Origin of the sequence: Megamonas funiformis, from assembly GCF_010669225.1 — a bacterium.
In the GTDB taxonomy this organism is placed as follows: Bacteria; Bacillota; Negativicutes; order Selenomonadales; family Selenomonadaceae; genus Megamonas; species Megamonas funiformis.
Window position 1 is genome coordinate 1,066,790 of the sequence record NZ_CP048627.1, and the last position, 26,669, is coordinate 1,093,458.

The window sequence follows — 26,669 nt, forward strand, 5'->3', positions numbered from 1 at the left end:
CCTGACTGCATTAATGTCATAAAAACCTATTAATAAAAATATATTGAATAGATATATTAATGCACAGATGTCTCATATGGCTCCCTTGCCTTTGCTGTTCTATTTTACGAAATTTATAATATCATATTCAAAAGTATTTGTCTAGTAGTTATTTTTTTATTTTTAATGTAACATTGTATTTTTATCATTGGCTTTTTATTAAAATTTGTTAAGACTTTTCGATAATATGATATTCTTAATTAACTAAAAAATAAAATAGCACCCTAAAATTAATCTTATTTTAGAGTGCTATTATTTAGGTTAAAATTTATGCTTCCATTTTGCGAATTGGATTAAATGTGAATTCTTCACCGTTTACGTTAATATCTACAGTGTCGCCTTCTTTGATATTACCTTTGATGATTTCTTTACTTAATTGAGTTTCTACAGTATGAGATAATAATCTACGAAGTGGACGAGCACCGAAGTTTGGTTCAAATCCTTCATCTGCAAGTTTAGTCAAAGCTTCATCAGACCAAGAAAGTGAAATATTAACTTGATGTTGTAGACGTTTATTAAGATTTTCGAGCATGATGCGAGCAATTTGACGTACTTGTTCTTTAGTTAAAGCTTTGAATACGATAATATCATCAACACGATTTAAAAATTCAGGACGGAAATAATCTTTTAAGATATCGCGTACTAATTTTTCAGCTGTAGCAAAATCTTCTTGATTTAAGATTTCATGACTACCTAAGTTTGATGTCATAATGATAACAGTATTTTTGAAGTTTACAACTCTACCTTTACCATCAGTTAAACGACCATCATCTAAGATTTGTAATAATACATTGAATACATCACGATGAGCTTTTTCAATTTCATCAAGTAAAATTACGCTATATGGACGACGACGAACTGCTTCAGTGAGTTGACCACCTTCATCATAGCCAACATATCCTGGAGGAGCCCCAATTAAACGAGCTACAGAATGTTTTTCCATATATTCGCTCATATCGATACGAATAATACTGCGTTCATCATCAAATAGACTTTCAGCTAAAGTTTTTGCAAGTTCAGTTTTACCTACACCAGTAGGGCCGAGGAAAATGAAAGAACCAATTGGACGATTAGGGTCTTTGATACCAGCACGAGCACGAATAATAGCTTCACTTACGGCTTTTACAGCTTCATCTTGACCGACTACACGTTCATGAAGAACATCTTCTAAATGCACGAGTTTTTCTCTTTCACCTGTGAGCATTTTAGTAACAGGAATACCAGTCCAACGACTTACTACTTGGGCAATATCTTCTTCAGATACTTCTTCTTTTAAGAGACGATTGCCTTCTTCATCATGAACAGCTTTTTCCATTTCTTCAAGTTCTTTTTGAAGTTGTGGTAATTTACCGTATTTGATTTCAGAAGCTTTGGCATAATCGCCACTGCGTTGAGCTTTTTCCATTTCCGTATTGGCACTATCCATTTCTTTTTTGATAGCACGTACACGAACAATACCTTGTTTTTCTCTATCCCATTTTGTTTTTAATTCATTTTCTTCATTTTGTAATTTAGTTTTTTCATCAATGAGTTTAGCAAGTTTTTCTTTAGATGCTTCATCAGTTTCTTTATTTAATGCTTCTTCTTCTATTTGTAATTGCATGATTTTACGACGCAATTTTTCAATAGGTTCTGGCATAGATTCGATTTCAGTACGAAGTTTAGCAGCAGCTTCATCAACTAAGTCGATAGCTTTATCTGGTAAAAATCTATCGGAGATATATCTATCAGATAATACAGCTGCAGAAACAAGTGCATTATCACGAATTCTTACACCGTGATGAACTTCATAACGTTCTTTTAAGCCACGCAAGATAGAGATAGTATCTTCTACAGATGGTTGACCTACCATTACAGGTTGGAAACGACGTTCAAGAGCTGTATCTTTTTCAATATATTTACGGTACTCATTTAAAGTAGTAGCACCAATACAGCGGAGTTGTCCACGTGCTAACATTGGTTTTAATAAGTTACCAGCGTCCATAGCACCTTCAGTTGCGCCAGCACCTACTACAGTATGAATTTCATCGATGAATAATAAAATCTGTCCATCGGATTTAGAGATTTCATTTAATACAGATTTTAGACGTTCTTCAAATTCACCACGATATTTAGCACCAGCGATTAATGAGCCCATATCAAGAGAATATAATGTTTTATTTTTTAGAGATTCTGGAACATCACCTGTTACGATACGGCGAGCTAAACCTTCAACGATAGCAGTTTTACCAACACCAGGTTCACCGATTAATACTGGGTTATTTTTAGTACGACGAGATAAGATTTCGATAGTACGGCGGATTTCTTCATCACGGCCAATAACAGGGTCGAGCTTACCAACTCTTGCCATAGCTGTTAAATCACGACCGTATTTTTCAAGTGATTTATAACCACTTTCAGGATTATCACTATTTACATTTTGTTTACGTTCTGATTTGATTACAGCTTGAATTTTATTTTGATGTAGATTAAATTCTCTACATAATGTTTGCATTTCGTCATCGCTATCGCTGACAATAGCTAATAATAAATGTTCTGTGCTTATATATTCATCGTTCATGTTTTCAGCGAGTTTTGCTGCTCTACCTAATACACGAACCATTTCTGTACTCATGCCTAAACGACTTTGACCTTTTACGCTAGGAATTTTTTTGAGTATTTGTTCTAATTTTGCTTTGAGCATAGGTAAATCTACTCTACATTCAGCAAAAATAGTAGCGAGTAAACCTTCTGGTTCTTTAATCAAAGCAGAAAGAACATGAGCAGATGTAATTTCTTGATGATAGCGAAGTGCTGCTTCTTGCTGTGCAGATTGCATAGCTTCTAAAACTTTTTGTGTATATTTTTCTTCACCCATGATTTATACCTCCAAGTCATGATGAGTAACATTTCGATTAATAATAGTATAAAAACAATAATATAGTAAACATAAATACTAAAGTAATAATTTATGTTATACTTTAGTTTCATATTTGCTTACAAAACATATTATAAAAGCTAAAAGTCAAATTGTCAAACATTATTTTGACTTTTTGACATTTATTTTTAAAAATTTTTTATCTATACTAAAAATCTTTATATTATAATAAGATAGAGGTGATTTTATTTATGGAAAGACTCATAGGATTTGCCCCATCTATTGATGAAAATTGTACAACTATTATCTTAGGTTCAATGCCAAGTGTGAAATCTTTGGAACAGCAACAATATTATGCTCATCCTCAAAATAGATTTTGGAAATTAATGGCTATATTTTTTAATGAAGGAATAATACCAACTATTTATCAAGAGCGACTAGAATTATTGAGAAAAAATCATATTGCGCTATGGGACTCTATAGATTCTTGTATTCGAGAAGGTAGTTTAGATAGTGCTATTTGCGATGAAGTGCCAAATGATTTTAAAGCTTTATTTGCTAAATATCCTAAGATAAAGACTATTTGTTTTAATGGCGGAAAATCTTTTCAGTGCTTTAAGAAATATAATAAAGATATTTTAAAAGATAAAACATATACTTTTTATACTTTGCCATCTACAAGTCCAGCAAATGCTAAATTTCGTTTGCCGATGCTTCAAGAAGTTTGGCAACAAGCTTTAGCTAGACATATAAACAATAAATAGATTTTATAAAATAAAAAAGGTACCTACAAAATATTTCATAGGTACCTTTTCGTTATTATCATGGTAATGTTCTTAATTTATCAAGTGGCCAGAAGATGAGTATTGCTTTACCTTTGATTAAATCAAATGGTACCATGCCTACATCAGCGAAACGACTATCTTCGGAATTATTGCGATTATCGCCCATTACAAAGATATGTCCTTCTGGTACAGTAGCCAGTGGATAATCGCCTCTAGTTGTGCTTAAGATATATGGTTCATTTTTTAATTCCCCATTTACATAAATATGACCATCTTTGATTTCAATAGTATCTCCAGGAATTGCAATTACACGTTTGATAAAATCACGGCTAGGGTCTTTTGGATATTGGAATACCAAGATATCACCGCGTTCAGGGTCATGTAAATTATAAATAAATTTATTAACGACTAAACGCTCTTGATTTTGTAATGTCGGACGCATAGAAGGTCCATCAACTAAATATAATTCTACTACAAAATGACGAATGAATAAGGCTAAGACAACAGCGATAGCTATGGAAATAACCCAATCTTTAATTTCACTACCTAAAGATGACTCTTTTTTATCAGCCATGATAATCCTCCCTCTACTAGAACATACTAATAAAACAAAAGGGACTTGCCATAGGCAGTCCCTCTTATGAAGATATTAGCGTCTTTCTTTAATACGAGCAGCTTTACCAGTAAGGTTACGAAGATAATAAAGTTTTGCTCTACGAACAATACCTCTACGAGTAACTTCGATTTTTGCAAGGCGTGGGGAATGTACTGGGAAAGTACGTTCAATACCAACACCATAAGAAATTCTTCTTACTGTGAAGTTTTCACGAACGCCAGAACCTTGGCGAGCGATTACAACACCTTCGAACATCTGAATACGTTCGTTGGATCCTTCAACTACTTTTACATGTACGCGAACGCTATCGCCAGGGATGAATTTAGGGATATCGTTACGTAATTGTTCCTGTTCTAAAGCCTGAATAATATTCATTATTTTTCCTCCTTAATTCAAACGTTCATATAAGAATATCTCACAGCGGACCGTTTGTTGCATACTAGGTTATTTTATCATATAAAAATAGGCTATGCAATATATTTTTTGGAGATTTTTCGAGAGTTTGACAAATATTTTAGGATAATTTATATTAAAGGCAGAATATGAAAAAGGGAGCTTGTAGACAGGCTGAGAGGAAGTTGTGAACTTCGACCTATGACCTGATTTGGATAATGCCAACGTAGGGAAATATTAGTTTGATTACGTATTTTCAAGGAAATGGCATGGCTATTTCCTTTTTTTATTTTTAAATATTTTTATTTTTTATGAGGTGATTTTTTGTCTACATTTTTTACATCAACAAATAATTCTAGTTTTAATGTATCATTGATTTGGTTTGGTACAGCAGTCTCTGTGGCTGAAATCATGACAGGAACTTTTTTAGCACCACTTGGCATGAAAGATGGATTTTTAGCTATTTTAGTAGGTCATGTAATTGGTGGAATTATTCTTTATTTAGCAGGGATTATCGGTGCTAATAAACGTTGTAGTGCTTCTGAAAGTATTAATTTATCTTTTGGTAAGTTGGGTTCTGTTAGTTTCTCTCTATTAAATACTATTCAATTAATAGGTTGGACTTCTATAATGACCATCATTGGGGCACAAGCTTTTAATAAATTAATGGCATCTTTATGGAATATGGGAGAAAATACTATTTTATGGACAATTATTATAGGTCTTTTTCCTTGCATTTGGATTTTTAGTACAATGGATTTTGTAAGTAAGATAAATAAAGTAGTAATGCTTTGTTTATTGCTTGCTTCTTTATATTTAGGTTTTGGGGCTGTAGTTTCTGCAAATGAAGTGGTAACTTCTTTAGATGAAAGTATGAGTTTTGGCATGGCGGTAGAATTAAATATTGCTATGTGTTTATCATGGATGCCAGTTATTTCAGATTATACAAGAACACTTAAAAATCAATCTACAGGTACATTGAGCTGTGTAGTGGCATATTGTTTTGGCAGTATTTTAATGTATACAATTGGCTTAGGTAGTGCTGTTCATTATGGGATAACAGATATTTGTGATATTTTCATGTTATCTGGATTGGGTGTTATTTCTTTAGTTGTTATTTTATTATCTACAGTAACAACAAATTTCATTACGATAAATTCTTCAAGTATTTGTTTAAATCATATCAGTAATCAATTAGATGTAAAATATACAGCGTTTTTTGTATGTATAATTTCTACATTGCTTGCTATTTTCTTATCCATGGAACAATATGAAACTTTCCTTTATTTTATAGCAGCAACTTTTGCACCGTTATTTGCTATTGCTTTTTCTGAATATTTCTTTAGCTATAATATTTATCATCAAAATTCACTTATCACTGGTAAAAATTGTCTTTTATGGTTAATTGGTTTTATAGCTTATGAATTGTTGATTGATTACAGCACTTTTATTGGGATTACTGTGCCAGTTATGTTAGCTATAGCCATTATTAATATTTTTGTTAATCAATTGATTGGAGCAAAAAAATTTAGTTTAAATAAGAGATATTAAAAGTATTTTATTATTTAGCCATAAATCTAAAAGTAAACAACATAAATATATTGACAAGGATTTTTTCTTTTGCTAGACTTTATGTACAGCAATGAACTAGAAAAGTAACTTTAATCAGCGAGTAGTGATGGTGTAAGACTACAAAAAGTGAATGGCACTAGGGAGCTTTATAATAATAAATAACATTCTAAAGAGGACTTAAATATATTTAAGTCAATCAGGGTGGAACCGCGGGAATACATCTCGTCCCTGTAACATTTTGTTGTTACATGGGCGAGATTTTTTATTTTGTCGCCCATGAATATCAAGGAGGTATATTTATGACATTTCAGGAAATTATCCTGACTTTGCAGGAATTTTGGTCTAAGCAAGGCTGTATTTTAGCTCAACCTTATGACGTGGAAAAAGGTGCAGGTACTATGAACCCTTCTACATTTTTACGTGTACTTGGCCCTGAACCTTGGCATGTAGCATATGTAGAACCATCTCGTCGTCCAGCTGATGGTCGTTATGGTGAAAATCCTAACCGTTTATTCCAACATCATCAATTCCAGGTAATTATGAAACCATCTCCTGATAATATTCAGGAACTTTATTTACAGAGCTTAGCAAAACTCGGTATCAATGAAAAAGAACATGATATCCGTTTTGTTGAAGATAACTGGGAATCTCCAACACTTGGTGCTTGGGGTCTTGGTTGGGAAGTTTGGCTCGATGGTATGGAAATCACACAGTTTACTTATTTCCAACAAGTAGGTAGTGTTGATGTAAAACCTGTAGCTTCTGAAATCACTTATGGTCTTGAACGTATTGCAATGTATATTCAAGAAAAAGAAAATGTTTATGATATTGATTGGAATGGCACATACACTTATGGTGATGTATTCCATCAAAATGAATTTGAACAATCCACTTATAACTTTGAACTTGCAGATACTGCTCTTTTATTTGACCTTTTCGATAAATACGAAAAAGAAGCTGTTCGCGTAATTGAGCTTGGCTATGTTCATCCAGCATATGATTATGTATTAAAATGTTCTCATACATTTAACTTGCTTGACTCTCGTGGAGCAATCAGCGTATCTGAACGTACAGCGTTTATTTCTCGTGTACGTAATCTTGCTCGTCTTTGTGCTCAATGTTATTTAAAACAGCGTGAAGAACTCGGCTATCCTCTCTTGAAGAAAGGAGCAAAATAATAATGGCTAAAGATTTATTATTAGAAATTGGTACAGAAGAAGTTCCTGCTCATTTTATGCCAGGAATTTTAGCTCAATTAAAAGAAAAAGCAACTGCAAAATTTCAAGAAATGCGTCTTGATTTTGATGAAGTAACAACTCTTGGTACACCTCGTAGAACTGCACTTTTAGTAAAAAATCTTGCAGAAACTCAGCAAGGTGCATCTAGTGAATATAAAGGCCCATCTACTGCTATCGCTTTTGATAAAGATGGCAATCCTACAAAAGCAGCTATTGGTTTTGCTCGTGGCAAAAAAGTAGATGTTGCTGATTTAGTAGTAAAAGATGGTTATGTATATGCTGTTTCCAGCGAAGAAGGCAAACAGACTGTAGAACTTTTACCTACTTTATTAAAAGAATTAGTAGAAGGTTTGAACTTCCCTAAAAATATGCGTTGGGGCGATTTAGATTTCCGCTTTGTACGTCCACTTCGTTGGCTCGTAGCTTTGTATGATGAAGAAGTAATTGATTTTACAGTAGCTAATGTAACATCTGGTCGCGTATCTCGTGGTCATCGTTTCTTAAGTGAAGGCGATTTCACAATCAATAAAGCAAGTGATTATGAACAAGCTTGTAAAGATGCATTTATTATTGTAGACCAAGAAAAACGTCGCGATATCATCAAAGCACAGATTGAAGAAATTGCAAAAGCTCACAATGGTCATGCAGAAATCACGGAAGATTTATTAGAAGAAGTAATTTATCTTGTAGAATATCCAACAGCACTTTGTGGAACTTTTGAAGATAAATATCTTAAATTACCAAAAGAAGCAGTAATGACTCCAATGAGAGATCATCAACGTTATTTCCCTGTTTTAGATGATAATAACAATTTATTACCATTATTTATTACAGTTCGCAATGGTGGCGATTATTGCTTAGATAAAGTACAGCATGGTAATGAACGTGTACTTCGTGCAAGACTTGCTGATGCTCAATTCTTCTTTGATGAAGATAGAAAACATAGTCTTTATGATTATGTAGAAAAATTAAAAACTGTAGTATTCCAAGAAGGTCTTGGTACAATTTATGATAAAGCTAATCGTTTAGCAGAACTTTCTGCTTTCATTGGCGAAAAAGTAAATGCTACAGAAGCTGAAATAAAAACAACTAAACGTGCTGCAATTTTAGCAAAAGCTGACCTTGTATCTGCTATGGTTTGTGAGTTCACTGAACTTCAAGGTATTATGGGTCGTGAATATGCACTTTTAGATGGTGAAGGTCAAGAAGTAGCAACTGCTATTTATGAACATTATATGCCACGTTTTGCAGGTGATGCAGAACCAGCTAGCGTAGCAGGTCGTCTTGTTTCTTTAGCTGATAAAATGGATAATATCGTAGCTACATTTAGCCGTGGACTTGTACCAACTGGTTCTCAAGATCCATTTGCACTTCGTCGTCAAGCTCTTGGCATTGTGCATACAATCATTGAAGCAAACTACACTATTTCTATCAGTGAAATTGCAGATAAAGCAATGGATTTACTCAATATCACTGATAGTGAAAAACGTGCTGAAATCCAGAAAAATGTAGCAGAATTCTTCACTTTACGTCTTAAAAATGTACTTAGCGATAATGATGTTCGCTATGATATTATTGACGCTGTACTTGAAAATGCAGATGAAGTTGCAGGCACTTATGCTAAAGCTTGTGTAACAGCTCAAGAAATCGCTTCTGGCGTATTAAATGATGCAATTCAAGCTTTTGTACGTGTAGGTAACATCAGCAAAAAAGCAGAAAATAATGTTATTAATGAAGCATTATTTACATTAGATGAAGAAAAAGCTCTTTATAATACTTATGTAGCAGTAGCTAAAGATGTAGAAACTGCTTTAAATAATAAAGATTATAAAACAGCTATTGATAAAATGCAGGAACTCACTGCACCAATCAATAATTTCTTTGATAATGTAATGGTTATGGATAAAGACGAACAAATCAAAAATAATCGTCTTGCACTTCTTAAAAATATTGATACACTTATTAAATCTATTGCAGATTTCGGTAAAATCGTATTATAAGAATGATTGATAAAAGGCTAGGTAGTTAAATGTTAGGTTTAACTATCTAGCTTTTTTGTTATAATTATTGATATATAAATATTAAAAAAGATGAATATATCACTTGGTAAATTCAAAGAAAGGGGCATTTTGATGAAGGTTTATCAAATACGTATAAAATTATATTTATTAAAGGATATCATGGCACAAGATGTGCAAATTATGTTGACTAGATTTATTGATAAAAGTTTATTTGCAAAAGAAAATCTAGGAAAATTACATAATACAAATACATATAAAAATTATTGCTATGATTTATTATCGCCATTGGAAAAAGATAAAATCTATAAAAAAGGCAAGATATATACTTTGACTATCAGGACTATTGATGAGGATATGGCAGAATTTTTCTATGAAGTTTGTCCAAATATAAATACTAGAGAATTTAAAGGGCTGACAGCAGAAAAAAGAGTTTTGCCACGAAAGATAATAGAATTTATCTATACTTTGACACCAATGATAATCAAGGCAGAAAATGGTTATTGGAAAAATTGCATGAGTCAAGAAGAATTTGAACAGCGATTTATCATTAATTTAACTAAGAAAATAAATAATTTTAAAGGCGATATAAATGATAAAGATGAAATAAATATAGAAAAATTTTATTCCACTATAGAATTTTTAAATAAAACACCTGTGCCAATGAAATATAAAAATATAAAACTTCTCGGCGATAAAGTACGTCTTGCTGTCTTAGATGATGAAAAATCTCAAGAAATGGCATATTTATCTTTAGGCGTGGGCTTAGGTGAGATGAATTCACGAGGAGCAGGTTTTGTGAATTATCGTTGGCTATAAATTTAAACTAGATGATTGAGGAAAAAACTTGATTGTCTAGTTTTTTTATAGAAAGATTTATATATATAATTAGGAAAAAACTTTATTATAATAATGGTTTTGAAGTTGCTTTATCTAGGATTTATGCCTATAATAAAGTATTGATATATCTTTGATGAGGTGGTCAAATGGCAAGTAAAGCTTTTTTAGTAGCACTACAGTATGGAATGCTTCTTTGTATCTGTGGTTATATTTTTGTAACTGTAAAATCCATGTTCAAAGATTTGAAAAGCACTTCCAGCTTAAAGCCAGTGAAAGAAGAATCTGCACAAAATGAAGTGGCTTTAATAGTGCTAGAAGCAGCAGATCCTAAATTGGCTAATAAGAAAATATCTTTTTCAGGTCAAATCTCTATCGGTAGAGGTAAAGAAAATGATATTGTATTAGATGATATTTACGTATCACATCATCATGCTGTTATTAGTCCAGTTCGCAATCTTTATCAGATTGAGGATTTACAAAGTCGAAATCACACCTATATAAATGGTAATATTCTTAATGGCAAAGAATTTTTACAAAATGGTGATGTTATAAAAATAGGTTGTGTATCATTCCGTTTTGAGAGGTGAGAGCTATGATAATTACTCATGCTACTGATATTGGTTGTGTACGTACTACAAATGAAGATAGTTATCTTTGTATTGAACCACATATTTATGCAGTTGCAGATGGCATGGGAGGACATGCAGCTGGAGAGATTGCCAGTCGCATAATGGTGGATACTATAAAATTTCATTTGGAGAATAAAAATCCTGATGAGTGTAGTGAAGAATGTTTAAAATCTGTTGTCTTAGAAGCGAATAAACAAATTATGAAAGCTTCTAGTGAAAATCCTGATTATAATGGCATGGGGACTACGATTAGTCTATTTTATGTTCATTATGGATATGCCACATGGGCTCATGTAGGTGATAGCAGAATTTACTTATTGCGCAATGGTCAAATTTATCAATTGACAAATGACCATTCTTTGGTGAATGAATTATTAAAACAAAATAAAATCACAGCACAGGAAGCTGAAAATTATCCACATAAGAATATTTTAACAAGAGCAGCTGGTGTTTCTGTGAATTTAAATGTAGATACAGGTTATTGTGATGTTTTACAAGCGGATAAATTCCTTATTTGCTCTGATGGCCTTACAAATATGGTAGATAATGAGGAGCTAAAAAATATCTGTTATGATAGTAATATAAAAGATAAAGCTCAACATTTAGTACAAAGAGCAATTAATTATGGTGGAAAAGACAATATTACATGTATCGTGGTGGAAATATCATGATAAAAAAGGGATATATTACATTAGTATTTTCAATTTTATTATTATTTTTGGGTACATTATTAATTAATATCAAAAATAATACTTTGACTAATGAAGCATTTATTCCAGCCGGAATATTATCTGTTATTTTTATCGTAGTACAGATAATAAGCGTAAAATTGCGAAAAAATGCGGATAATTATTTATTATCATTAGTCATGTTTATGTCGAGTATCAGTGCTATCATGATTTTGCGATTGAAGCCAGATTTATATATGCATCAGATAGTATGGATATGTATAGGGCTTATTGTATTTTTGATAATTGTAACAGTATCTGATAGGTTGTTAGAATTATTGGATTATCCTTATGTACTAGGATTTGGGGCTTTGATAATTATTTGTTCTGTACTTATATTTGGGACAGATATCGGTGGTAACCGCAACTGGATTATCTTAGGGCCTATTCAAGTACAGCCTTCAGAATTTGCGAAATTATTGATTATAGCCTTTTTATCTTCGTTTTTATCCGAAAATAAAAATGTCTTAGTATTGCCTAGCCGTGGCTGGAAATTCATTCATTTACCGCCATTTAGATTTTTAGCTCCATTGTTATTGATATGGAGTGCATCAATTTTGATGTTTGTAAGTCTTCGAGATTTAGGCTCAGCATTATTATTTTTTGGCATAGTTGTCATCATGACTTATGTAGCTACAGGTAAAAAATTATATGTAGCGATAGCATTATTTTTCTTTTCATTATCTTCATATATAAGTTATTTATTGTTTGCTCACGTGCAAACTCGTGTAGCTATTTGGTTACATCCTTGGGACGACCCGATGGGCAGTGCTTATCAAATAGTACAATCATTATTTGCTTTTGGTTATGGCGGAGTTTTCGGCACAGGATATACATCTGGCTTTCCTCGTTTAATACCAGAAGTTCATACTGATTTTATTTTTGCTGCTATTGGAGAAGAATTTGGTTTAATAGGTGTAACCTTTTTATTGTTGGCATATTTATTATTATTTATGCGAGGCATAAAAGCTGCCTTACTTTTGACTAATGAAAAATATAAATTGATGGCATTTGGCTTAGCTATAACTTTATTATTACAGACATTTATTATATTAGCTGGTGTAACTAAGCTGTTACCACTCACAGGTATTACTTTACCTTTTATTAGTTATGGTGGTAGTTCTATGGTTTCATCTTTCATTTCACTAGGGCTATTATATGCTCTCAGTAGTAAGGAGAGATAAGTTTGCATAGACAAAATAGTATAGATAAACATATATATACAATCGTAAAAGTATTTATTGGCTTATTTGCAATAATCTTTATTAATCTAGCATATATTCAAATATATCAAGCTGAAGATTTATTAAAAGATAGTCATAATTCACATGTAGCAGAAAAAGCATTACAAGTACAACGCGGTAAAATTTTAGATAGAAATGGCGTGGTGCTTGCAGATACTACAGTGGAAAAAGATGGATTTAAAAGGGTATATCCTTATGGCGAGATTTTCGCTTCGCCAATTGGTTATGTAAGCGATAAATTAGGTTATGCTGGCATAGAAAGTACGCAAAATACTTATCTTGCTGGTAATAATTTAGTATTGCATGCATTAGGGCCTATTTCTCAAATTTTTGAACAAAATGTGGGAAATGATGTTCATTTAACACTCAATGCAGACTATCAACAAGCAGCTTATGACGCTTTAGGTAATCGCAAAGGGGCAGTTGTAGTTTTAAATCGTAAAACTGGTGAAGTATTAGCAATGGTTAGTAGACCAATGTTTAATCCAAATACGATTGATGAAGATTGGGATAATCTTCGTGTAGATGAAAATAGTCCTTTATTAAATCGTGCTAGTCAAGGTTTATATCCACCAGGTTCAGTAATCAAGCCTATGATAGGTGATGGTGTATTGACAAGTGGAGTAGCGACTACAGATACTGTGGTTAATTGTACAGGGGCTTTACAATTAAGCGGAGGATATTCTTTATCAGATAGTAGTGGAGAAGTTCACGGTGGTGTGAATTTAGCCAAAGCTATAGAGGAATCTTGTAATAGTTATTTTGGTACAATGGGTATACGTTTAGGTAGTGATGGTTTAAAAGAAACTTTCTCTCGTTTTGGTTATGACCAAGAACTTGATACAGATTTCATCAACAATAAACCACAATTACCTGATTTTGATAATTTAAGTGATGGAGAACTTGCTCAAGTAGGTATTGGGCAATCTACTTTACTCGTAACACCGCTTCGTATGTCTATGTTAGCTGGAAGTATAGGGAATGAAGGTATCATGATGAAACCTTTCGTAGTAAATGCCATTACAGCTCCAGATAATAGTATTTTAGAACAACATCAACCAATGACTTGGCGACAAGTATCTTCACCAGAAACAATAAATATCATCTATGAAGATATGAAAAATGTTATTAATCATGGTACAGGTACAAGAGCCAAAGTTCCTGGTATTGAAATGATAGGTAAAACAGGTACTGCTGAAAATTCTACAGGCAAAGACCACGCTTGGTTTATTGGTTGTGCAAATATGCCAAATGAAGATATTGCATTTGCTGTTATCGTAGAAAATAGCGGATTTGGTGGTAGTGAGGCTGCACCTATTATAAAAAATATACTCACAAGTATTTTAGCAAAGGAAGGGAAGTAAAATGTCTACGCTCTTAGACAATCGTTATGAATTAATTGAACGTATAGGCGACGGTGGTATGGCAGAAGTTTATCGCGCTCATGATAAGATGTTAGACCGTTTCGTGGCTGTTAAAATTTTACATCCGCAATTTACAAGTGATGAATCATTTGTAACAAGATTTCGTCGTGAAGCTCAAGGAGCTGCTAAATTATCACATCCGAATATTGTTAGTATTTATGATGTAGGCTCTTGTGATGGTAAATACTATATAGTAATGGAATATATAAAAGGAGAAACTTTAAAAGATAAAATAAATCGTGAAGCTCCTTTACCAATAGATGTAACACTTAAAATTGTACAGGAAATAGCAGAAGCTTTAGAAAATGCCCATGCAAACCATCTTGTACATTGTGATATTAAACCGCATAATATCTTAATCAATGAAGCAGGTCATGTAAAAGTAGCTGATTTTGGTATAGCTAGAGCTACATCATCATCAACAATAACATATACAGGTACAATTGTAGGTTCTGTACATTATTTTTCTCCAGAACAAGCAAAAGGTCATACTATTAGCCCTAAATCAGATATTTATTCTTTAGGTGTAGTAATGTATGAAATGCTTACAGGTAAAGTTCCTTTTACAGGTGAAACTGCTGTTAGTATTGCGATAAAACATCTTCAAGAACCACCAATTCCACCGCATGAATTGCGTCCAGATATACCAGCAATTGTTGAAGCTATAGTATTAAAAGCAATGGATAAAAATCCAGATAATCGTTTCTCTAGTACAGAAATGATTAAAGAAATTGAACAGGCAAAAAGAAAACCATTTGCAAAGGTTAATGTACCAACAGAAGACCCATTTGCAACAAGAGTGCTTACTAGTGAAGAAATAGAACAATTACAAAATATTGAACCTAAGAAAACTACAGTAACACCAAATTATAGTCAGCCTGTATACCAAGAAAATAAAGTAGAACCACAGAGAAAATCAAAGAACTCGTTTAATAAAACATTTATTATGGGCTTGATTTTTATTCTAGTGTTAGGTTTTGGTGTAGGTGCATTTTTATCCTATGGTGATTTTTGGAGCAGTAAAACTGTAGAAGTGCCAAATGTGGTAGGTATGAGTCAAGCACAGGCTGAAGAAACTTTGAAAGCGGAAAACTTGCGTGTAGAAGTAGCAGAAACCTTTGATGAGTCAGTGCCAGTAGGAAAAGTTGCTTCACAAACTCCAGAAGCTGGTAAAACTGTAAAAGAATCTCGCTTAGTTACTATTTATATAAGTAAAGGCGGAGAAGAAATCAATATGATTAATTTAGTAGGTTTGAGCCAAAGTGAGGCAGAAAATCAACTTGCTAAATTGAAATTGAAGATTGGTCAAGTTACAGCAGAGTATTCTGATAAACCAAGTGGAACAGTATTAAAACAATCTATATCTGCTAATAATAAAGTTAAAAAAGGTGCTAATATAGATATTGTAGTAAGTAAAGGTAAAGAAGTTAAAAAAGTATCTGTACCAAATGTAGTTGGACAATCTGTAGATTCTGCAAGAGCTACACTAGAAGCGCAAGGATTTAATGTAAGTGCAAGTGCTTCATCTGGTAGTGTAACAGCACAAAGCGTATCAGCTGGTTCTCAAGTAGAAACAGGTACTACTATTGAATTGACTGTATCTTCTGGTAGTGCAGATAGACATGAAAATAGCACAAATACAAATGTACCAGACAAAAATGAACAAACAAATACTACTAATACGGGAACAACTAATACAACAACGCCAGAAAAACCAGCGATAGAAGTTCCACAAAGACAAAGAGATTAGTATAATAGAATTAAATTAGTTTTATGAAATAAATATTAAAGGAGGATTTTTAATGAATGCTGTTATTTTATTATCAGGTGGATTAGATTCTACAACTTGTATGGCAGTGGCAAAACAGCAGGGTTATGATTTATATCCTATAAGTTTTGACTATCATCAACGTAATAAAATTGAATTAGAAGGTGCTAAAGAAATTGCTAAATTCTTTGGTGCTAAAAGACATTTAATTATTGATACAAATATGAATGCTATTGGCGGTTCAGCTTTAACTGATGAAAATATTGAAGTGCCAAAAGGAAATGTTGATCGAAAAGATAATGATGTACCAGTAACATATGTACCATCAAGAAATTTGATTTTCTTAAGCTATGCTTTAGGTTATGCTGAAGTAGTAAAAGCTGACGCTATCTTTATCGGTGTCAATGCAGTTGATTTTTCTGGATATCCTGATTGCAGACCAGAATTTATCCAAAAATTCCAGGATATGGCAGATTATGCTTGCAAAACTACAGCTGTTGATGGCAAAAAAATAAAGATTGTAACACCTCTACAATCTTTATCTAAAAAAGAAATCATTCAATTGGGTACAAAATTAGGAGCACCATATCATTTAACTCGCAGTTGTTATAATGGTAGAGAAAAAGCTTGTGGTGTTTGTGATAGCTGTAAACTTCGTTTGAGAGGTTTTGCTGAAGCAGGAATAAAAGACCCTATAGCTTATGAAAAAAATTATAATGATGTAACTAAAAATCATATTGCTTATGAAAACGGAGAGTGAAAATTTGCAAGATGTACAAAATAGAGTAGATAAACGAGGTATTGCCATTCAGCGAGTGGGTATTAGCGATGTTTATTTACCTTTACAAATAAAGCAAGAACAGCATAGCCAGCCAGTTATGGCTAGATTGAAATTTACTGTAGATTTGCCTATGGAATATAAAGGTACACATATGAGCCGTTTTCAAGAAATTTTGACGAAATGGCATACCAATCCTATTGGGCAAGCTGAAATAGGCAATATTTTAGATGAAGCTATCACTAAATTAAGTTCTAATTCAGCACATTTGTCAATGAGTTTTAAATATTTTATAGAAAAAACTGCTCCTGTTAGTGGTAAAAAATCTTTATTGGATTTAGATTGCAAAGTAAGTGCTGTAAAAACAGCTAGTAAAAATTCTATGCCATTTACACTAGCTATAAAAATACCAGTAACATCTCTTTGTCCATGCAGTAAAGAAATCTCAGCATATGGGGCACATAATCAACGCAGTATTATTTCTGTAAAAATAAATTATGATGGCAAAAAAACAGCTATAAATATTAAAGATATTGTAAGCTTGATAGAAGCACAAGCTTCTTGTCCATTATATCCATTATTAAAACGTGAAGATGAAAAATATGTAACAGAAAAAGCATATGAAAATCCGAAGTTTGTAGAAGACATTTTACGTGATTGTGTTTTAGCACTTAGAACATTAGATGATATTCATTACTTCTCTGTGGAATGTGAAAACTTTGAGTCCATTCATAATCATAATGCTTATGCTAGTCATGTAGAATATTTAAAATAAAAATCAAAGCCTAGATTATAGTTTTATAGTCTAGGCTATTTTTTTATAAAAGACATTTAGCAATGTTTATAATTTATGTAATCATGGTATTTTTGGCTTTTAAAGTATATAATTTTCTCATAATTGATAATAAAACAAAAATTATGAGGTGAGTTTATGTTAAAGAATATATTGAAAGTAAATAGACCGGATTTTATTGAGTTGACTACAGAAACAAAAACTGTAACTGCTAAATGGGAAAATGATGATTATAATTTAGATGATATAAATGTTAAGCTAAATCAGGATAATGAATATTTAGCTATTTTTCTTACTGCTCAAACTTCAAAAGTGAAATGGATAAAATTGAGATGGAATAATTTGAGTTGGGATAAAAATGTTCGTTTTTTAGGTGATGCATGGGAACGTGGATATGGTGATATGGAATGGAAAGGTATGAACCCAAATCGTTTTATGCCGTGGTATTTCTGTGCTAAAAGTGAAGCAAAATCTATTTGTTATGGGGTAAAAGTAAGACCGTCAGCAATGTGCTTTTGGCAAGTGGATTCTTTAGGTATGACTTTATTTTTAGATGTTCGCTGTGGTGGTAGTGGTGTAAATCTAAAAGGTAGAGTGATTAAGCTTGCTGATGTTATAGCTTGTGAAATGCGTGATTGCACTAGTTTTGAAGCTATGCAAGAATTTTGCGGTCAGATGTGTGAAGACCCAATATTACCTAAATATCCTGTTTATGGTAGCAATAACTGGTATTATGCTTATGGCAAAAGTTCAGAAAGTGAAATTCTAGCTGATTGTGATTATATTTTAAATTTAACAAAAGATATAGAAAATAAACCATATATGGTTATTGATGATTGTTGGCAAGAACATCATCGTTTAAATGAATATAATGGTGGCCCATGGACAAAGGGAAATGAAAAATTTCCAGATATGAAAGCTTTAGCTGATAAATTAGTACAAAAAGGCGTGCGTCCAGGTATTTGGGTGAGATTATTATTAAATGAAGATGAAAATATAAAAAATGAGTGGAGATTATCACATAATAATTGTATCGACCCAACTAATCCAGAAGCACTCAATTATATTAAAGAAGATATCAAGAGAATTTGTAATTGGGGATATACTTTAATTAAACATGATTTTTCTACTTTTGATTTATTTGGCAAATGGGGCTTTCAAATGAGTCCACTTGTAACAGATGATGGTTGGCATTTTTATGATGATAGTTTGACAAGTGCCGAAGTAGTGAAATTATTATATAAAGTTATTTTAGATGCAAGTGTGGAAGCTTCTAATGGAGAGACTTTGATACTTGGCTGTAATACTATAGGTCATTTAGGTGCAGGTTATATGCATATTAATCGCACTGGTGATGATACAAGTGGAGTAGATTGGGAAAGAACTAGATTTATGGGTGTAAATACATTAGCATTTCGTTTACCTCAGCATGGTAAATTCTATGAGATTGATGCTGATTGTGTAGGTATTGATGGAGGTATTTCATGGTCAATGAATAAACAATGGGCAGATGTATTAGCGCAAAGTGGAACACCTTTATTTATTTCTGTTAGACCAAATATTTTAGATGAAACAGAAAAACAAGAATTACATGAGATTTTGAAGGTAGCATCTAAGCAAGAACATCATGTAATTCCTGTTGATTGGGAAGAAACTACTTGCCCAGAGCATTGGCAGGATAAAGACCATGATATAGATTGTAAATATCAATGGTTTGAAGAAACAGGATTAAAATTCAATCCAAATACAATACGTTATCAAACTTTTTTATCTATGACAGAATGATTTAATATTTTACTAAATCGTTTGGTTGGAGATAGTGTTGACGATATTCTCGTGGAGAGATATTCGTAACTTGTTTAAATGCACGTGAAAAAGCAAAAGCATTTTTATAGCCACATGATAAAGCTACGCTATAAATAGGAATTTTCGTTTTGCTTAAAAGTTCACGTGCATTTGCTATTTTGGCATTAGTTAAGAATTGTTGTGGTGAAGTATTTAATTCTTGTTTAAATAATGCATATAAATGACTTCTGCTGATATTGAGATATCTAGCGATATCATTTACACTTAGATTAGTAAAAGTATTTTTTTCAATATATTCAATCGCTTTAGTTACATAAAAATTATTATTTAGTTCGACTTTGTTATAAACACTTTGTAAAGCCTCATGAAGTTTAGCAAAAATGAGATATAATTTACTTTGTAGATAACATTCATTTGCAGGTGTGAGTTGATGATAAGAGAGCATTTCTTTGATTATTTCATAGATGGTTTGATTACAAGATAGATTGATGATGGGATTATCTGTATTTAAATTTGACTGTTTAAGTAAGTGCGGCACATAATCGCCATTGAAACAAATCCATGTATAAGTCCATGGGTTTGTAGGTTCTGCTTTATATAAAGTTACTGTTCCAGGTTCTGTGAGAAAACATTGATTTTCATTTAATTTATAATGTTTATTATTTAAATAATAATGACCTTGACCTTTCAAGATAAAATGAAGCATATAATAATTGCGAACAGCTGGTCCATAAGAATGTGTAGCACCACATTTTTCCCAGCCACAGGATACTAAATATAAATCTTTAGAACTAGTTTTATATTCCATAATTGCAACATCAGCCATAAGTACACCTCATTTTTAAAATATATTTATATTATTTATCCTAAAGTTAACGAGAGATGATGTCAATTAAAAGAATTGGGAAAATATTTTATTTAATTGGCTTTAATTATAATGAAAATAAGTGTAAGATTAATAATATGATTAATTTTTGTAAATAAAATATATAAGGGAGGACAATAATGTGATTGATTTGCATGTACATTCTACAATGTCTGATGGAACGTATACTCCTAGTCAATTGATAAAATTGGCTAAAGATAAAGGGTTAAAGGCTATAGCCTTGACTGACCATGATACTATATATGGTAATAAAGAAGCCTATGAGGCTGCTAAAAAATATGATATGGAATTTATTCATGGTATGGAACTTAGCTTGAATTATAATAATCATCAAATCCACGTAGTAGCTTTAGGTTTTGATGAAGAAAGTAAGGCTTTTAAAGATTTTTATCATGAATTAAGACAGAAAAAACAATCTTCTATAGTATCTGTTATTGATTATTTACAAAAACAAGGATTAGATATTTCAGTAGAAAAAGTAGAGCCTTTTATAGCTGGCGGTGCATTAGATAAATATGCTATTTTGCGATATTTAGTATCTGATAAATCGAAAGCCGGCGATATTCAGTATTTATGGGATAGATACATTGACCCTGCTTTTAATAATTTGAATTTGAAGATAACAGAAAATCCAAAGGCAGAAGATGCAATCCAAGCTATGAAAAAAGCTGGGGCTGTTACATCTTTAGCTCATTTTCATAAAAAAATAGGTTTTAAAAATTATACAAGAGAAGAACAAGAAGCAAATATAAAGTATTTACATGAAATTGGTTTAGATGGTATGGAAGCATATTATCCAAATTATAGTGAAGATGATGAAAAATTTGCTCATTATTTGATTGAAAAATATGATTTAGTGCCAACTGGTGGTACTGATTTTCATGGTGCTAATCGACCATCTGTAGATTTAGGCAGTGGTACAAATAATAATTTAGATGTACCATATGAATTTTATCAAAATATTTGTAAGTTAATAAAGCGTTAGTTTTAATAAATATTTAAAATATAATTATTTGTGGATAATAATTAATATTAATAGTTGACAAAGAGAAGTATTAATTATATTATATAAATATAATATGAAATGAATTTAGTATATAAAAGCTAAGACAAATAAAATATATTGGAGGCTATTAATTATGAAAAAATGGGTTTGTACTGTATGCGGTTGGGTTTATGATGAAGAACTTGGAGATCAAGATTATGATTTAGCTCCTGGTGTAGCTTTTGAAGATTTACCAGAAGATTTTGTATGCCCATTATGCGGTGTTGGTAAAGACCAATTTGAAGAAGAAGCTTAATTAAATTTTATAAAATTAAGACATTAACGCAGTATTGCCAATTTTTTAGTTGGTATACTGCGTTATTTAGTTTATCTAGTGAGGTGTAATTTTGTTTAAAAGAAAATATCATCATAATGCTTCATCAGAAGATTGTAATAAACTTTGTTGTACCAAAATAGAAAATTTTTCAGCTCATGCTGGAGATACAGAAATATTTACAGATGTGAATATGCATATTCATTGTGGACAATTAACAGCTTTAATCGGGCCAAATGGAGCAGGAAAATCTACATTATTAAAATGTATTTTAGGGCAAGTACCTCATAGTGGGAATTTACATTATGTTGATGCTAAAGGAAAACATACAGGAAATCCTATTATAGGTTATGTACCACAGTATTTGCGTTTTGACCGTACTTCGCCTACTAGTGTAATGGATTTTTTTGCAGCATGTTTATCAAAATATCCTGTATGGCTTTGTAGTATGAAAAAATTAAGACCAAAAGTTTTAGAAAGTTTGCGTAGGGTAAAAGCTGAACATTTAATTGATAGAAGATTAGGAGCTTTATCTGGCGGTGAAATGCAACGTGTATTATTATCTCTAGCTTTAAATCCAATGCCAGATTTATTATTGTTAGATGAGCCAGTATCTGGAGTTGACCATAATGGTTTGAAATTATTCTATGAGATTGTATCCGAGCTTAGAGAAAAAGAAGATATGGCAATTGTTTTGATATCACATGATTTACCACTTGTAGCTCAATATGCTGACCAAGTTGTTTTGTTGAATAAAAAAGTGATTTGTAAAGGAACACCACAAGAAGTATTCAATCGTAAAGAAACAAAAGCGTTATTTGGTAATATTGTAGCTCCATTAGAAGAGGAGGCAAAATAATGTTAGATATTATTTATAATGGTTTAGATGTGATTTTGCCTTTTGCCTGGATAAATCATGTATTTATGAAAAATGCTTTTTTGGCAGTGTTGATGATTACACCACTTTTGGGAATTTTAAGCACTATGGTTGTCAGCAATCGCATGGCATTTTTTTCTGATTCATTAGGTCATGGAGCATTTACAGGTGTTGCTGTAGGTGTATTATTAGGCAGTGGTGAGCCACTTGTTTCGTTGATTATATTTTCGATAATTTTTGCGGCTCTAATCACATATATTAAACATCGCAGTAGTGCTTCAACAGATACAATTATTGGTGTCTTTTCTTCGGCAGGTATAGCGATAGGTCTTATCTTGATGTCGCATGGCGGCAATTTTAGTAATTATACTTCATATTTTATTGGTGATATTTTAAGCATTACAGCTGATGAGCTTGTATATTTATTCATAACTTTTATTGTCGTTGTGATTGCATGGTGTTTCTTATTTAATCAGATTTTGATAATTAGTATAAATGATGGTTTTGCTGCTAGTAGAGGTATTAAGACTTTATATATTGAAATGATTTTTGCAGCTATTGTAGCTGTAGTTGTTTCTATAAGTATTCAATGGGTAGGATTATTGATTATAAATTCATTGTTAATTTTGCCAGCGGCAGCGGCTAGAAATATAGCAGTTAATGCTAGACAATATCATGCTTTATCCATTTGCTTTGCTATTTGTGCAGGGCTTTTAGGTCTTGTGATTTCTTATTATGCTGATATTGCAACTGGGGCAACCATTGCTATTTTTGCGGCAATTATATTTTTCATTACATTATTTTTACGCCCATATTTTCAAAATTAATATATTTAGTTTGTAATTTTACTAGATTTAATATTTTTATTGTGATATACTTAGGTTTACAAGTTTACTTTAATGTATAAAAATGAGGTTTTTATGAAAATAACTAAAAAAATAAAAGATGAAATGTTGGAGATTTTAGAAACGACGTATAAAGATGCTAAGCCAGCTTTAATTTTTAATAATCCTTTTGAATTGTTGATTGCAGTTATATTGTCAGCACAATGTACGGATAAACGCGTGAATATAACTACAGCTCGTTTATTTGCTAAGGCAAATACTCCAGAAAAGATTTTAGAAATGGGTGTTACTGCTTTAGAAGAAGAAATACGCGATTGTGGATTATTTAGAAATAAGGCAAAAAATATAATAGCTACTTGTCATAAATTATGTAGTGATTATAATGGTGAAGTGCCTGAGCAATTTGAAGAATTATTGAAGTTGCCAGGTGTGGGAAGGAAAACGGCGAATGTTGTTTCAAGTATTGCGTTTAATCGTCCTGCTATAGCTGTGGATACACATGTATTTAGAGTATCCAATCGTTTGAAATTGGCTGTAGGTAATACACCTGATGAAGTGGAAAAAGGATTGCAAAAGGCAATACCGATGGAAAAATGGTCAGATGCACATCATTGGCTTATTTGGCATGGTCGTAAACTTTGTAGAGCAAGAAATCCTCTATGTGGTGATTGTCCACTTAAAGATATTTGCCCTTCTGCATTATTGCAAGCTTGATATAATTATATTGAGGAGATGTTTTAATGATTTATCGCAAGGCTACATTTAACGATGTTGAAGAAATATATAATTTAGTAAATTTATATGCTCAAGAAGGAGTAATGTTAGCACGTTCTCGAAATACTTTATATGAAACTTTGAGAGATATGTATGTTGCTGAAGAAGATGGTGAAATACTAGGTGTGGGAGGTCTGCATATAGTTTGGGATGAATTGGCAGAAGTTCGCACTTTAGCAGTAGCTAAAAAAGCTTTACGTCGTCATATTGGTGCAAATATCGTGGAATATCTCATTGAAGAAGGAAAAGCTTTAGGTATAAGAAAAGTTTTCACATTGACATATCAAGATAAATTTTTTGGCAGTTTAGGATTTAAAGTGGTAACAAAAGATGATTTACCACAAAAAGTTTGGAAGGATTGTATAGATTGTCCCAAATTCCCAAATTGCGACGAGATTGCTATGGAAATGTATATTTGATAGATTAAATAAAAGCTGGCTATTGAGTCAGCTTTATTTTTTTGTCTTTATAAAAATCAAGGTTTAAGCTAAAATTGAATTATAAATTATGGATATTTGAAATTGATACATAATATAAATTTAAGATATAAATTTTTCGGTGATTTTTATATAGGAGATGATTTTTTGCAAGCAGGAGAAACAACTTTAAATAAATTATTAAATACATCTCGTCAGTTTATAGTACCTATCTTTCAAAGAAATTATAGTTGGCAAAAAAGCCAATATGAACAATTATGGTTTGATATTTTACGTGCTAGTAAATTTAAAGAAAAACAAAATCATTTTATTGGCTCTATTGTATATATTGATATGGGAACACCAGCAGGACGTCCACAACAATTATTATTGATTGATGGTCAACAACGTTTAACGACAATTTCTATTTTATTATGTGCAATAAAAGATTATGTGCAGAAATTCAATTTAGAAACTAAACTAATTAATTTAGCAAAGATAAAAAATCAATTTTTATATAATAGTGATGAAATAGATGAAGATAGATACAAATTATTATTGAATGTACAAGATAAAGAAACGTATATAAAATTAATAGATAATACAATATTTACAGTGAATAAGCCTGCTACAAATATCATTAAATGTTATGAATTTTTTTATGAACGTATAGAAGATTTTATAAAACAATATGGGCAGATTGATGAAATTTATGCAGGGATTTTTAAATTGAGTTTAGTGTCAATATCTTTGGATAAAGATAGTGATAATCCTCAAATGATTTTTGAAAGTATGAATTCCACAGGTAAAGATTTATCGCAGACGGATTTATTGCGCAATTATTTATTGATGGATTTGACGCCAGAAAAGCAAACTAGATTGTATAAAACATATTGGAAACCTATGGAAGAATTATTTGGCGAAGATATTTATAAAAATGATGTAAATAAATTTGATTATTTTATCCGTGATTTTTTAACTTTAAAGAGTGATACAGGTCATATTTGTAAGATAAATAATGTATATGAGAATTTTAAGCGTTATTATTTAGATAATAATTGTGAGAAATTCGCAGTTTTGAAGGATTTATTTACTTATGCCAAATATTATGCTTGTATTGATTTATTGCAAGAAAACGATGATGAGCTTAAACTATATTGGCAAGAATTTAAGAAACTAGATAGTCATGTAGTATATCCATTTTTATTGAAGTTGTATGATGATTATAGTCGTCAGATATTGATTAAAGAAGATTTTAAAAAGATTTTGCAAGTAGTGATAAGTTATTTATGGCGTAGAGCTATTTGTGAAATACCGACAAATTCACTTAGCAAAACTTTTGCTACTTTATATCAAGCTGTGGATAAAGATGATTATGTAAATAGTATTATCAAGGCTTTTGTATTTAAATCAAGTTATAAGCGATTTTCGTCTGATTATGAAGTTCGAGAAAAATTGCAAACAAAGGATATATATCATTTTCGCTTGCGTAAATATTTATTAGAAGCGTTAGAAAATTATTATCATAAAGAGCCGATTGATTTAAATACAGCAAATTACACTATAGAGCATATTATGCCTCAAAATATAGAACATAATCTGTCGTGGCAACAAATGTTAGGCGAAAATTGGCAAGAGGTGCATAGCTTGTATTTGCATACTTTGGGCAATTTGACGATAACGGGATATAATGCAGAAATGAGCAATAAATCTTTTGGGGAAAAAGTAAATGGTGAGAGTGGATTTAAGCATAGTCATTTAAAATTAAATGAAAGCATTGTTCAATGTGATGTATGGAATAAAAAAGCTATTCAACGAAGAACAAATATATTGACGGATATAATTTTAAAAATATGGAAATATCCAGAGTTTTGAAGTATTGTTAAGATAAATATTGATTTAAATAAATTAATGAGGTGATTTTATGAAATATTGTCCATACTGTAATCAAATGGTTTCTCCAGTGAAAAGACCATCATGGTTTTTATTTATATTTTTATCAGTAATTACTGGTGGCAGTTAGA

At 31.6% G+C, this 26,669-nt stretch carries 24 protein-coding genes, 1 riboswitch and 1 other annotated feature; of the genes, 20 read left to right on the forward strand and 4 right to left on the reverse strand.

Features of this window, described 5'->3' with window-relative positions:
* Positions 1-307 precede the first annotated feature (307 nt).
* A complete protein-coding gene (clpB, locus tag GXM21_RS05275; RefSeq protein ID WP_008538132.1) occupies positions 308-2,896 on the reverse strand; it encodes an ATP-dependent chaperone ClpB in 2,589 nt (862 codons plus the stop codon).
* A gap of 251 nt (positions 2,897-3,147) precedes the next feature.
* Here clpB and GXM21_RS05280 point away from each other — a divergent pair, with 251 nt between their 5' ends.
* Positions 3,148-3,660, forward strand: coding sequence for a DNA-deoxyinosine glycosylase (locus tag GXM21_RS05280; RefSeq protein ID WP_008538131.1), 513 nt, complete (start codon positions 3,148-3,150; stop codon positions 3,658-3,660).
* Positions 3,661-3,718: 58 nt separating this feature from the next.
* On the opposite strand, the gene lepB is transcribed toward GXM21_RS05280, so the two are convergent.
* Positions 3,719-4,255 carry a signal peptidase I gene (gene lepB / locus GXM21_RS05285; RefSeq protein WP_008538130.1) on the reverse strand — a complete coding sequence of 179 codons (537 nt, stop codon included), beginning with the start codon at positions 4,253-4,255 and terminating at the stop codon, positions 3,719-3,721.
* 75 nt (positions 4,256-4,330) lie between these two features.
* Complete coding sequence (gene rplS / locus GXM21_RS05290; protein WP_008538128.1) at positions 4,331-4,672, reverse strand: 50S ribosomal protein L19; 342 nt, start codon at positions 4,670-4,672, stop codon at positions 4,331-4,333.
* Positions 4,673-4,835: 163 nt separating this feature from the next.
* Positions 4,836-4,942, forward strand: a riboswitch (TPP riboswitch).
* A gap of 72 nt (positions 4,943-5,014) precedes the next feature.
* Here rplS and GXM21_RS05295 point away from each other — a divergent pair.
* The 12 genes from GXM21_RS05295 to GXM21_RS05350 all read left to right on the forward strand — a co-directional run bounded on the left by GXM21_RS05295 (position 5,015) and on the right by GXM21_RS05350 (position 19,507).
* Positions 5,015-6,241: a cytosine permease gene (locus GXM21_RS05295; RefSeq protein WP_008538127.1), complete on the forward strand. Its 1,227-nt coding sequence runs from the start codon at positions 5,015-5,017 to the stop codon at positions 6,239-6,241.
* A gap of 82 nt (positions 6,242-6,323) precedes the next feature.
* Positions 6,324-6,495, forward strand: a binding site (T-box leader).
* A 66-nt stretch (positions 6,496-6,561) separates the two neighbouring features.
* Positions 6,562-7,440, forward strand: a complete 879-nt coding sequence (glyQ, locus tag GXM21_RS05300; RefSeq protein ID WP_008538126.1) for a glycine--tRNA ligase subunit alpha — start codon at positions 6,562-6,564, stop codon at positions 7,438-7,440.
* A 2-nt stretch (positions 7,441-7,442) separates the two neighbouring features.
* Complete coding sequence (gene glyS, locus GXM21_RS05305; RefSeq protein WP_008538125.1) at positions 7,443-9,500, forward strand: glycine--tRNA ligase subunit beta; 2,058 nt, start codon at positions 7,443-7,445, stop codon at positions 9,498-9,500.
* A gap of 132 nt (positions 9,501-9,632) precedes the next feature.
* Positions 9,633-10,337 (forward strand): CRISPR-associated endoribonuclease Cas6, encoded by a 705-nt coding sequence (gene cas6, locus GXM21_RS05310; protein WP_008538124.1) that lies wholly within the window; start codon positions 9,633-9,635, stop codon positions 10,335-10,337.
* A gap of 167 nt (positions 10,338-10,504) precedes the next feature.
* The gene (locus GXM21_RS05315) at positions 10,505-10,945 is read left to right on the forward strand and encodes an FHA domain-containing protein (protein WP_008538123.1); all 441 of its coding nucleotides are present in this window, start codon (positions 10,505-10,507) and stop codon (positions 10,943-10,945) included.
* Positions 10,946-10,950: 5 nt separating this feature from the next.
* A complete protein-coding gene (locus tag GXM21_RS05320) occupies positions 10,951-11,658 on the forward strand; it encodes a Stp1/IreP family PP2C-type Ser/Thr phosphatase (protein ID WP_008538122.1) in 708 nt (235 codons plus the stop codon).
* The gene (locus tag GXM21_RS05325) at positions 11,655-12,899 is read left to right on the forward strand and encodes an FtsW/RodA/SpoVE family cell cycle protein (RefSeq protein ID WP_117464259.1); all 1,245 of its coding nucleotides are present in this window, start codon (positions 11,655-11,657) and stop codon (positions 12,897-12,899) included. Before GXM21_RS05320 ends, GXM21_RS05325 begins: the two co-directional genes overlap by 4 nt.
* Positions 12,900-12,901: 2 nt before the next feature.
* Positions 12,902-14,323 (forward strand): peptidoglycan D,D-transpeptidase FtsI family protein, encoded by a 1,422-nt coding sequence (locus GXM21_RS05330; protein ID WP_008538120.1) that lies wholly within the window; start codon positions 12,902-12,904, stop codon positions 14,321-14,323.
* Between the two features lies 1 nt (position 14,324).
* Positions 14,325-16,133 carry a Stk1 family PASTA domain-containing Ser/Thr kinase gene (pknB, locus tag GXM21_RS05335; RefSeq protein WP_008538119.1) on the forward strand — a complete coding sequence of 603 codons (1,809 nt, stop codon included), beginning with the start codon at positions 14,325-14,327 and terminating at the stop codon, positions 16,131-16,133.
* Between the two features lie 52 nt (positions 16,134-16,185).
* A complete protein-coding gene (gene queC / locus GXM21_RS05340; protein WP_008538117.1) occupies positions 16,186-16,911 on the forward strand; it encodes a 7-cyano-7-deazaguanine synthase QueC in 726 nt (241 codons plus the stop codon).
* Between the two features lie 4 nt (positions 16,912-16,915).
* Positions 16,916-17,704 (forward strand): GTP cyclohydrolase FolE2, encoded by a 789-nt coding sequence (gene folE2, locus GXM21_RS05345; RefSeq protein WP_008538116.1) that lies wholly within the window; start codon positions 16,916-16,918, stop codon positions 17,702-17,704.
* Positions 17,705-17,860: 156 nt separating this feature from the next.
* Positions 17,861-19,507 (forward strand): glycoside hydrolase family 36 protein, encoded by a 1,647-nt coding sequence (locus GXM21_RS05350; protein WP_008538115.1) that lies wholly within the window; start codon positions 17,861-17,863, stop codon positions 19,505-19,507.
* Position 19,508: 1 nt separating this feature from the next.
* Here GXM21_RS05350 and GXM21_RS05355 read toward each other — a convergent pair whose 3' ends face one another.
* On the reverse strand, positions 19,509-20,354 hold the full coding sequence (locus GXM21_RS05355; RefSeq protein WP_008538114.1) for an AraC family transcriptional regulator: 846 nt from the start codon (positions 20,352-20,354) through the stop codon (positions 19,509-19,511).
* Positions 20,355-20,535: 181 nt separating this feature from the next.
* Here GXM21_RS05355 and GXM21_RS05360 point away from each other — a divergent pair, with 181 nt between their 5' ends.
* From GXM21_RS05360 to GXM21_RS05390, 7 genes are all read left to right on the forward strand, one after another.
* Positions 20,536-21,399, forward strand: a complete 864-nt coding sequence (locus GXM21_RS05360; RefSeq protein ID WP_008538113.1) for a PHP domain-containing protein — start codon at positions 20,536-20,538, stop codon at positions 21,397-21,399.
* 154 nt (positions 21,400-21,553) lie between these two features.
* A complete protein-coding gene (rd, locus tag GXM21_RS05365; RefSeq protein WP_008538112.1) occupies positions 21,554-21,715 on the forward strand; it encodes a rubredoxin in 162 nt (53 codons plus the stop codon).
* 91 nt (positions 21,716-21,806) lie between these two features.
* On the forward strand, positions 21,807-22,592 hold the full coding sequence (locus GXM21_RS05370; RefSeq protein WP_008538111.1) for a metal ABC transporter ATP-binding protein: 786 nt from the start codon (positions 21,807-21,809) through the stop codon (positions 22,590-22,592).
* Positions 22,592-23,437, forward strand: a complete 846-nt coding sequence (locus GXM21_RS05375; protein ID WP_008538110.1) for a metal ABC transporter permease — start codon at positions 22,592-22,594, stop codon at positions 23,435-23,437. Before GXM21_RS05370 ends, GXM21_RS05375 begins: the two co-directional genes overlap by 1 nt.
* A gap of 93 nt (positions 23,438-23,530) precedes the next feature.
* A complete protein-coding gene (gene nth / locus GXM21_RS05380) occupies positions 23,531-24,169 on the forward strand; it encodes an endonuclease III (RefSeq protein WP_008538108.1) in 639 nt (212 codons plus the stop codon).
* A gap of 26 nt (positions 24,170-24,195) precedes the next feature.
* Positions 24,196-24,648 (forward strand): N-acetyltransferase, encoded by a 453-nt coding sequence (locus GXM21_RS05385; protein WP_008538107.1) that lies wholly within the window; start codon positions 24,196-24,198, stop codon positions 24,646-24,648.
* 165 nt (positions 24,649-24,813) lie between these two features.
* Positions 24,814-26,520 carry a DUF262 domain-containing protein gene (locus tag GXM21_RS05390; RefSeq protein WP_039881325.1) on the forward strand — a complete coding sequence of 569 codons (1,707 nt, stop codon included), beginning with the start codon at positions 24,814-24,816 and terminating at the stop codon, positions 26,518-26,520.
* Positions 26,521-26,669 lie beyond the last annotated feature (149 nt).

What these genes read in the sequence shown, in the direction of transcription:
- queC (WP_008538117.1), top strand. Translation starts at nt 16,186, where the DNA reads ATGAATGCTGTTATTTTATTATCAGGTGGATTAGATTCTACAACTTGT.
- GXM21_RS05320 (WP_008538122.1), top strand. Translation starts at nt 10,951, where the DNA reads ATGATAATTACTCATGCTACTGATATTGGTTGTGTACGTACTACAAAT.
- GXM21_RS05280 (WP_008538131.1), top strand. Translation starts at nt 3,148, where the DNA reads ATGGAAAGACTCATAGGATTTGCCCCATCTATTGATGAAAATTGTACA.
- GXM21_RS05385 (WP_008538107.1), top strand. Translation starts at nt 24,196, where the DNA reads ATGATTTATCGCAAGGCTACATTTAACGATGTTGAAGAAATATATAAT.
- rd (WP_008538112.1), top strand. Translation starts at nt 21,554, where the DNA reads ATGAAAAAATGGGTTTGTACTGTATGCGGTTGGGTTTATGATGAAGAA.
- GXM21_RS05375 (WP_008538110.1), top strand. Translation starts at nt 22,592, where the DNA reads ATGTTAGATATTATTTATAATGGTTTAGATGTGATTTTGCCTTTTGCC.
- GXM21_RS05350 (WP_008538115.1), top strand. Translation starts at nt 17,861, where the DNA reads ATGTTAAAGAATATATTGAAAGTAAATAGACCGGATTTTATTGAGTTG.
- GXM21_RS05355 (WP_008538114.1), bottom strand. Translation starts at nt 20,354, where the DNA reads ATGGCTGATGTTGCAATTATGGAATATAAAACTAGTTCTAAAGATTTA.
- glyS (WP_008538125.1), top strand. Translation starts at nt 7,443, where the DNA reads ATGGCTAAAGATTTATTATTAGAAATTGGTACAGAAGAAGTTCCTGCT.
- GXM21_RS05325 (WP_117464259.1), top strand. Translation starts at nt 11,655, where the DNA reads ATGATAAAAAAGGGATATATTACATTAGTATTTTCAATTTTATTATTA.
- GXM21_RS05315 (WP_008538123.1), top strand. Translation starts at nt 10,505, where the DNA reads ATGGCAAGTAAAGCTTTTTTAGTAGCACTACAGTATGGAATGCTTCTT.
- cas6 (WP_008538124.1), top strand. Translation starts at nt 9,633, where the DNA reads ATGAAGGTTTATCAAATACGTATAAAATTATATTTATTAAAGGATATC.
- clpB (WP_008538132.1), bottom strand. Translation starts at nt 2,896, where the DNA reads ATGGGTGAAGAAAAATATACACAAAAAGTTTTAGAAGCTATGCAATCT.
- glyQ (WP_008538126.1), top strand. Translation starts at nt 6,562, where the DNA reads ATGACATTTCAGGAAATTATCCTGACTTTGCAGGAATTTTGGTCTAAG.
- rplS (WP_008538128.1), bottom strand. Translation starts at nt 4,672, where the DNA reads ATGAATATTATTCAGGCTTTAGAACAGGAACAATTACGTAACGATATC.
- nth (WP_008538108.1), top strand. Translation starts at nt 23,531, where the DNA reads ATGAAAATAACTAAAAAAATAAAAGATGAAATGTTGGAGATTTTAGAA.
- pknB (WP_008538119.1), top strand. Translation starts at nt 14,325, where the DNA reads ATGTCTACGCTCTTAGACAATCGTTATGAATTAATTGAACGTATAGGC.
- lepB (WP_008538130.1), bottom strand. Translation starts at nt 4,255, where the DNA reads ATGGCTGATAAAAAAGAGTCATCTTTAGGTAGTGAAATTAAAGATTGG.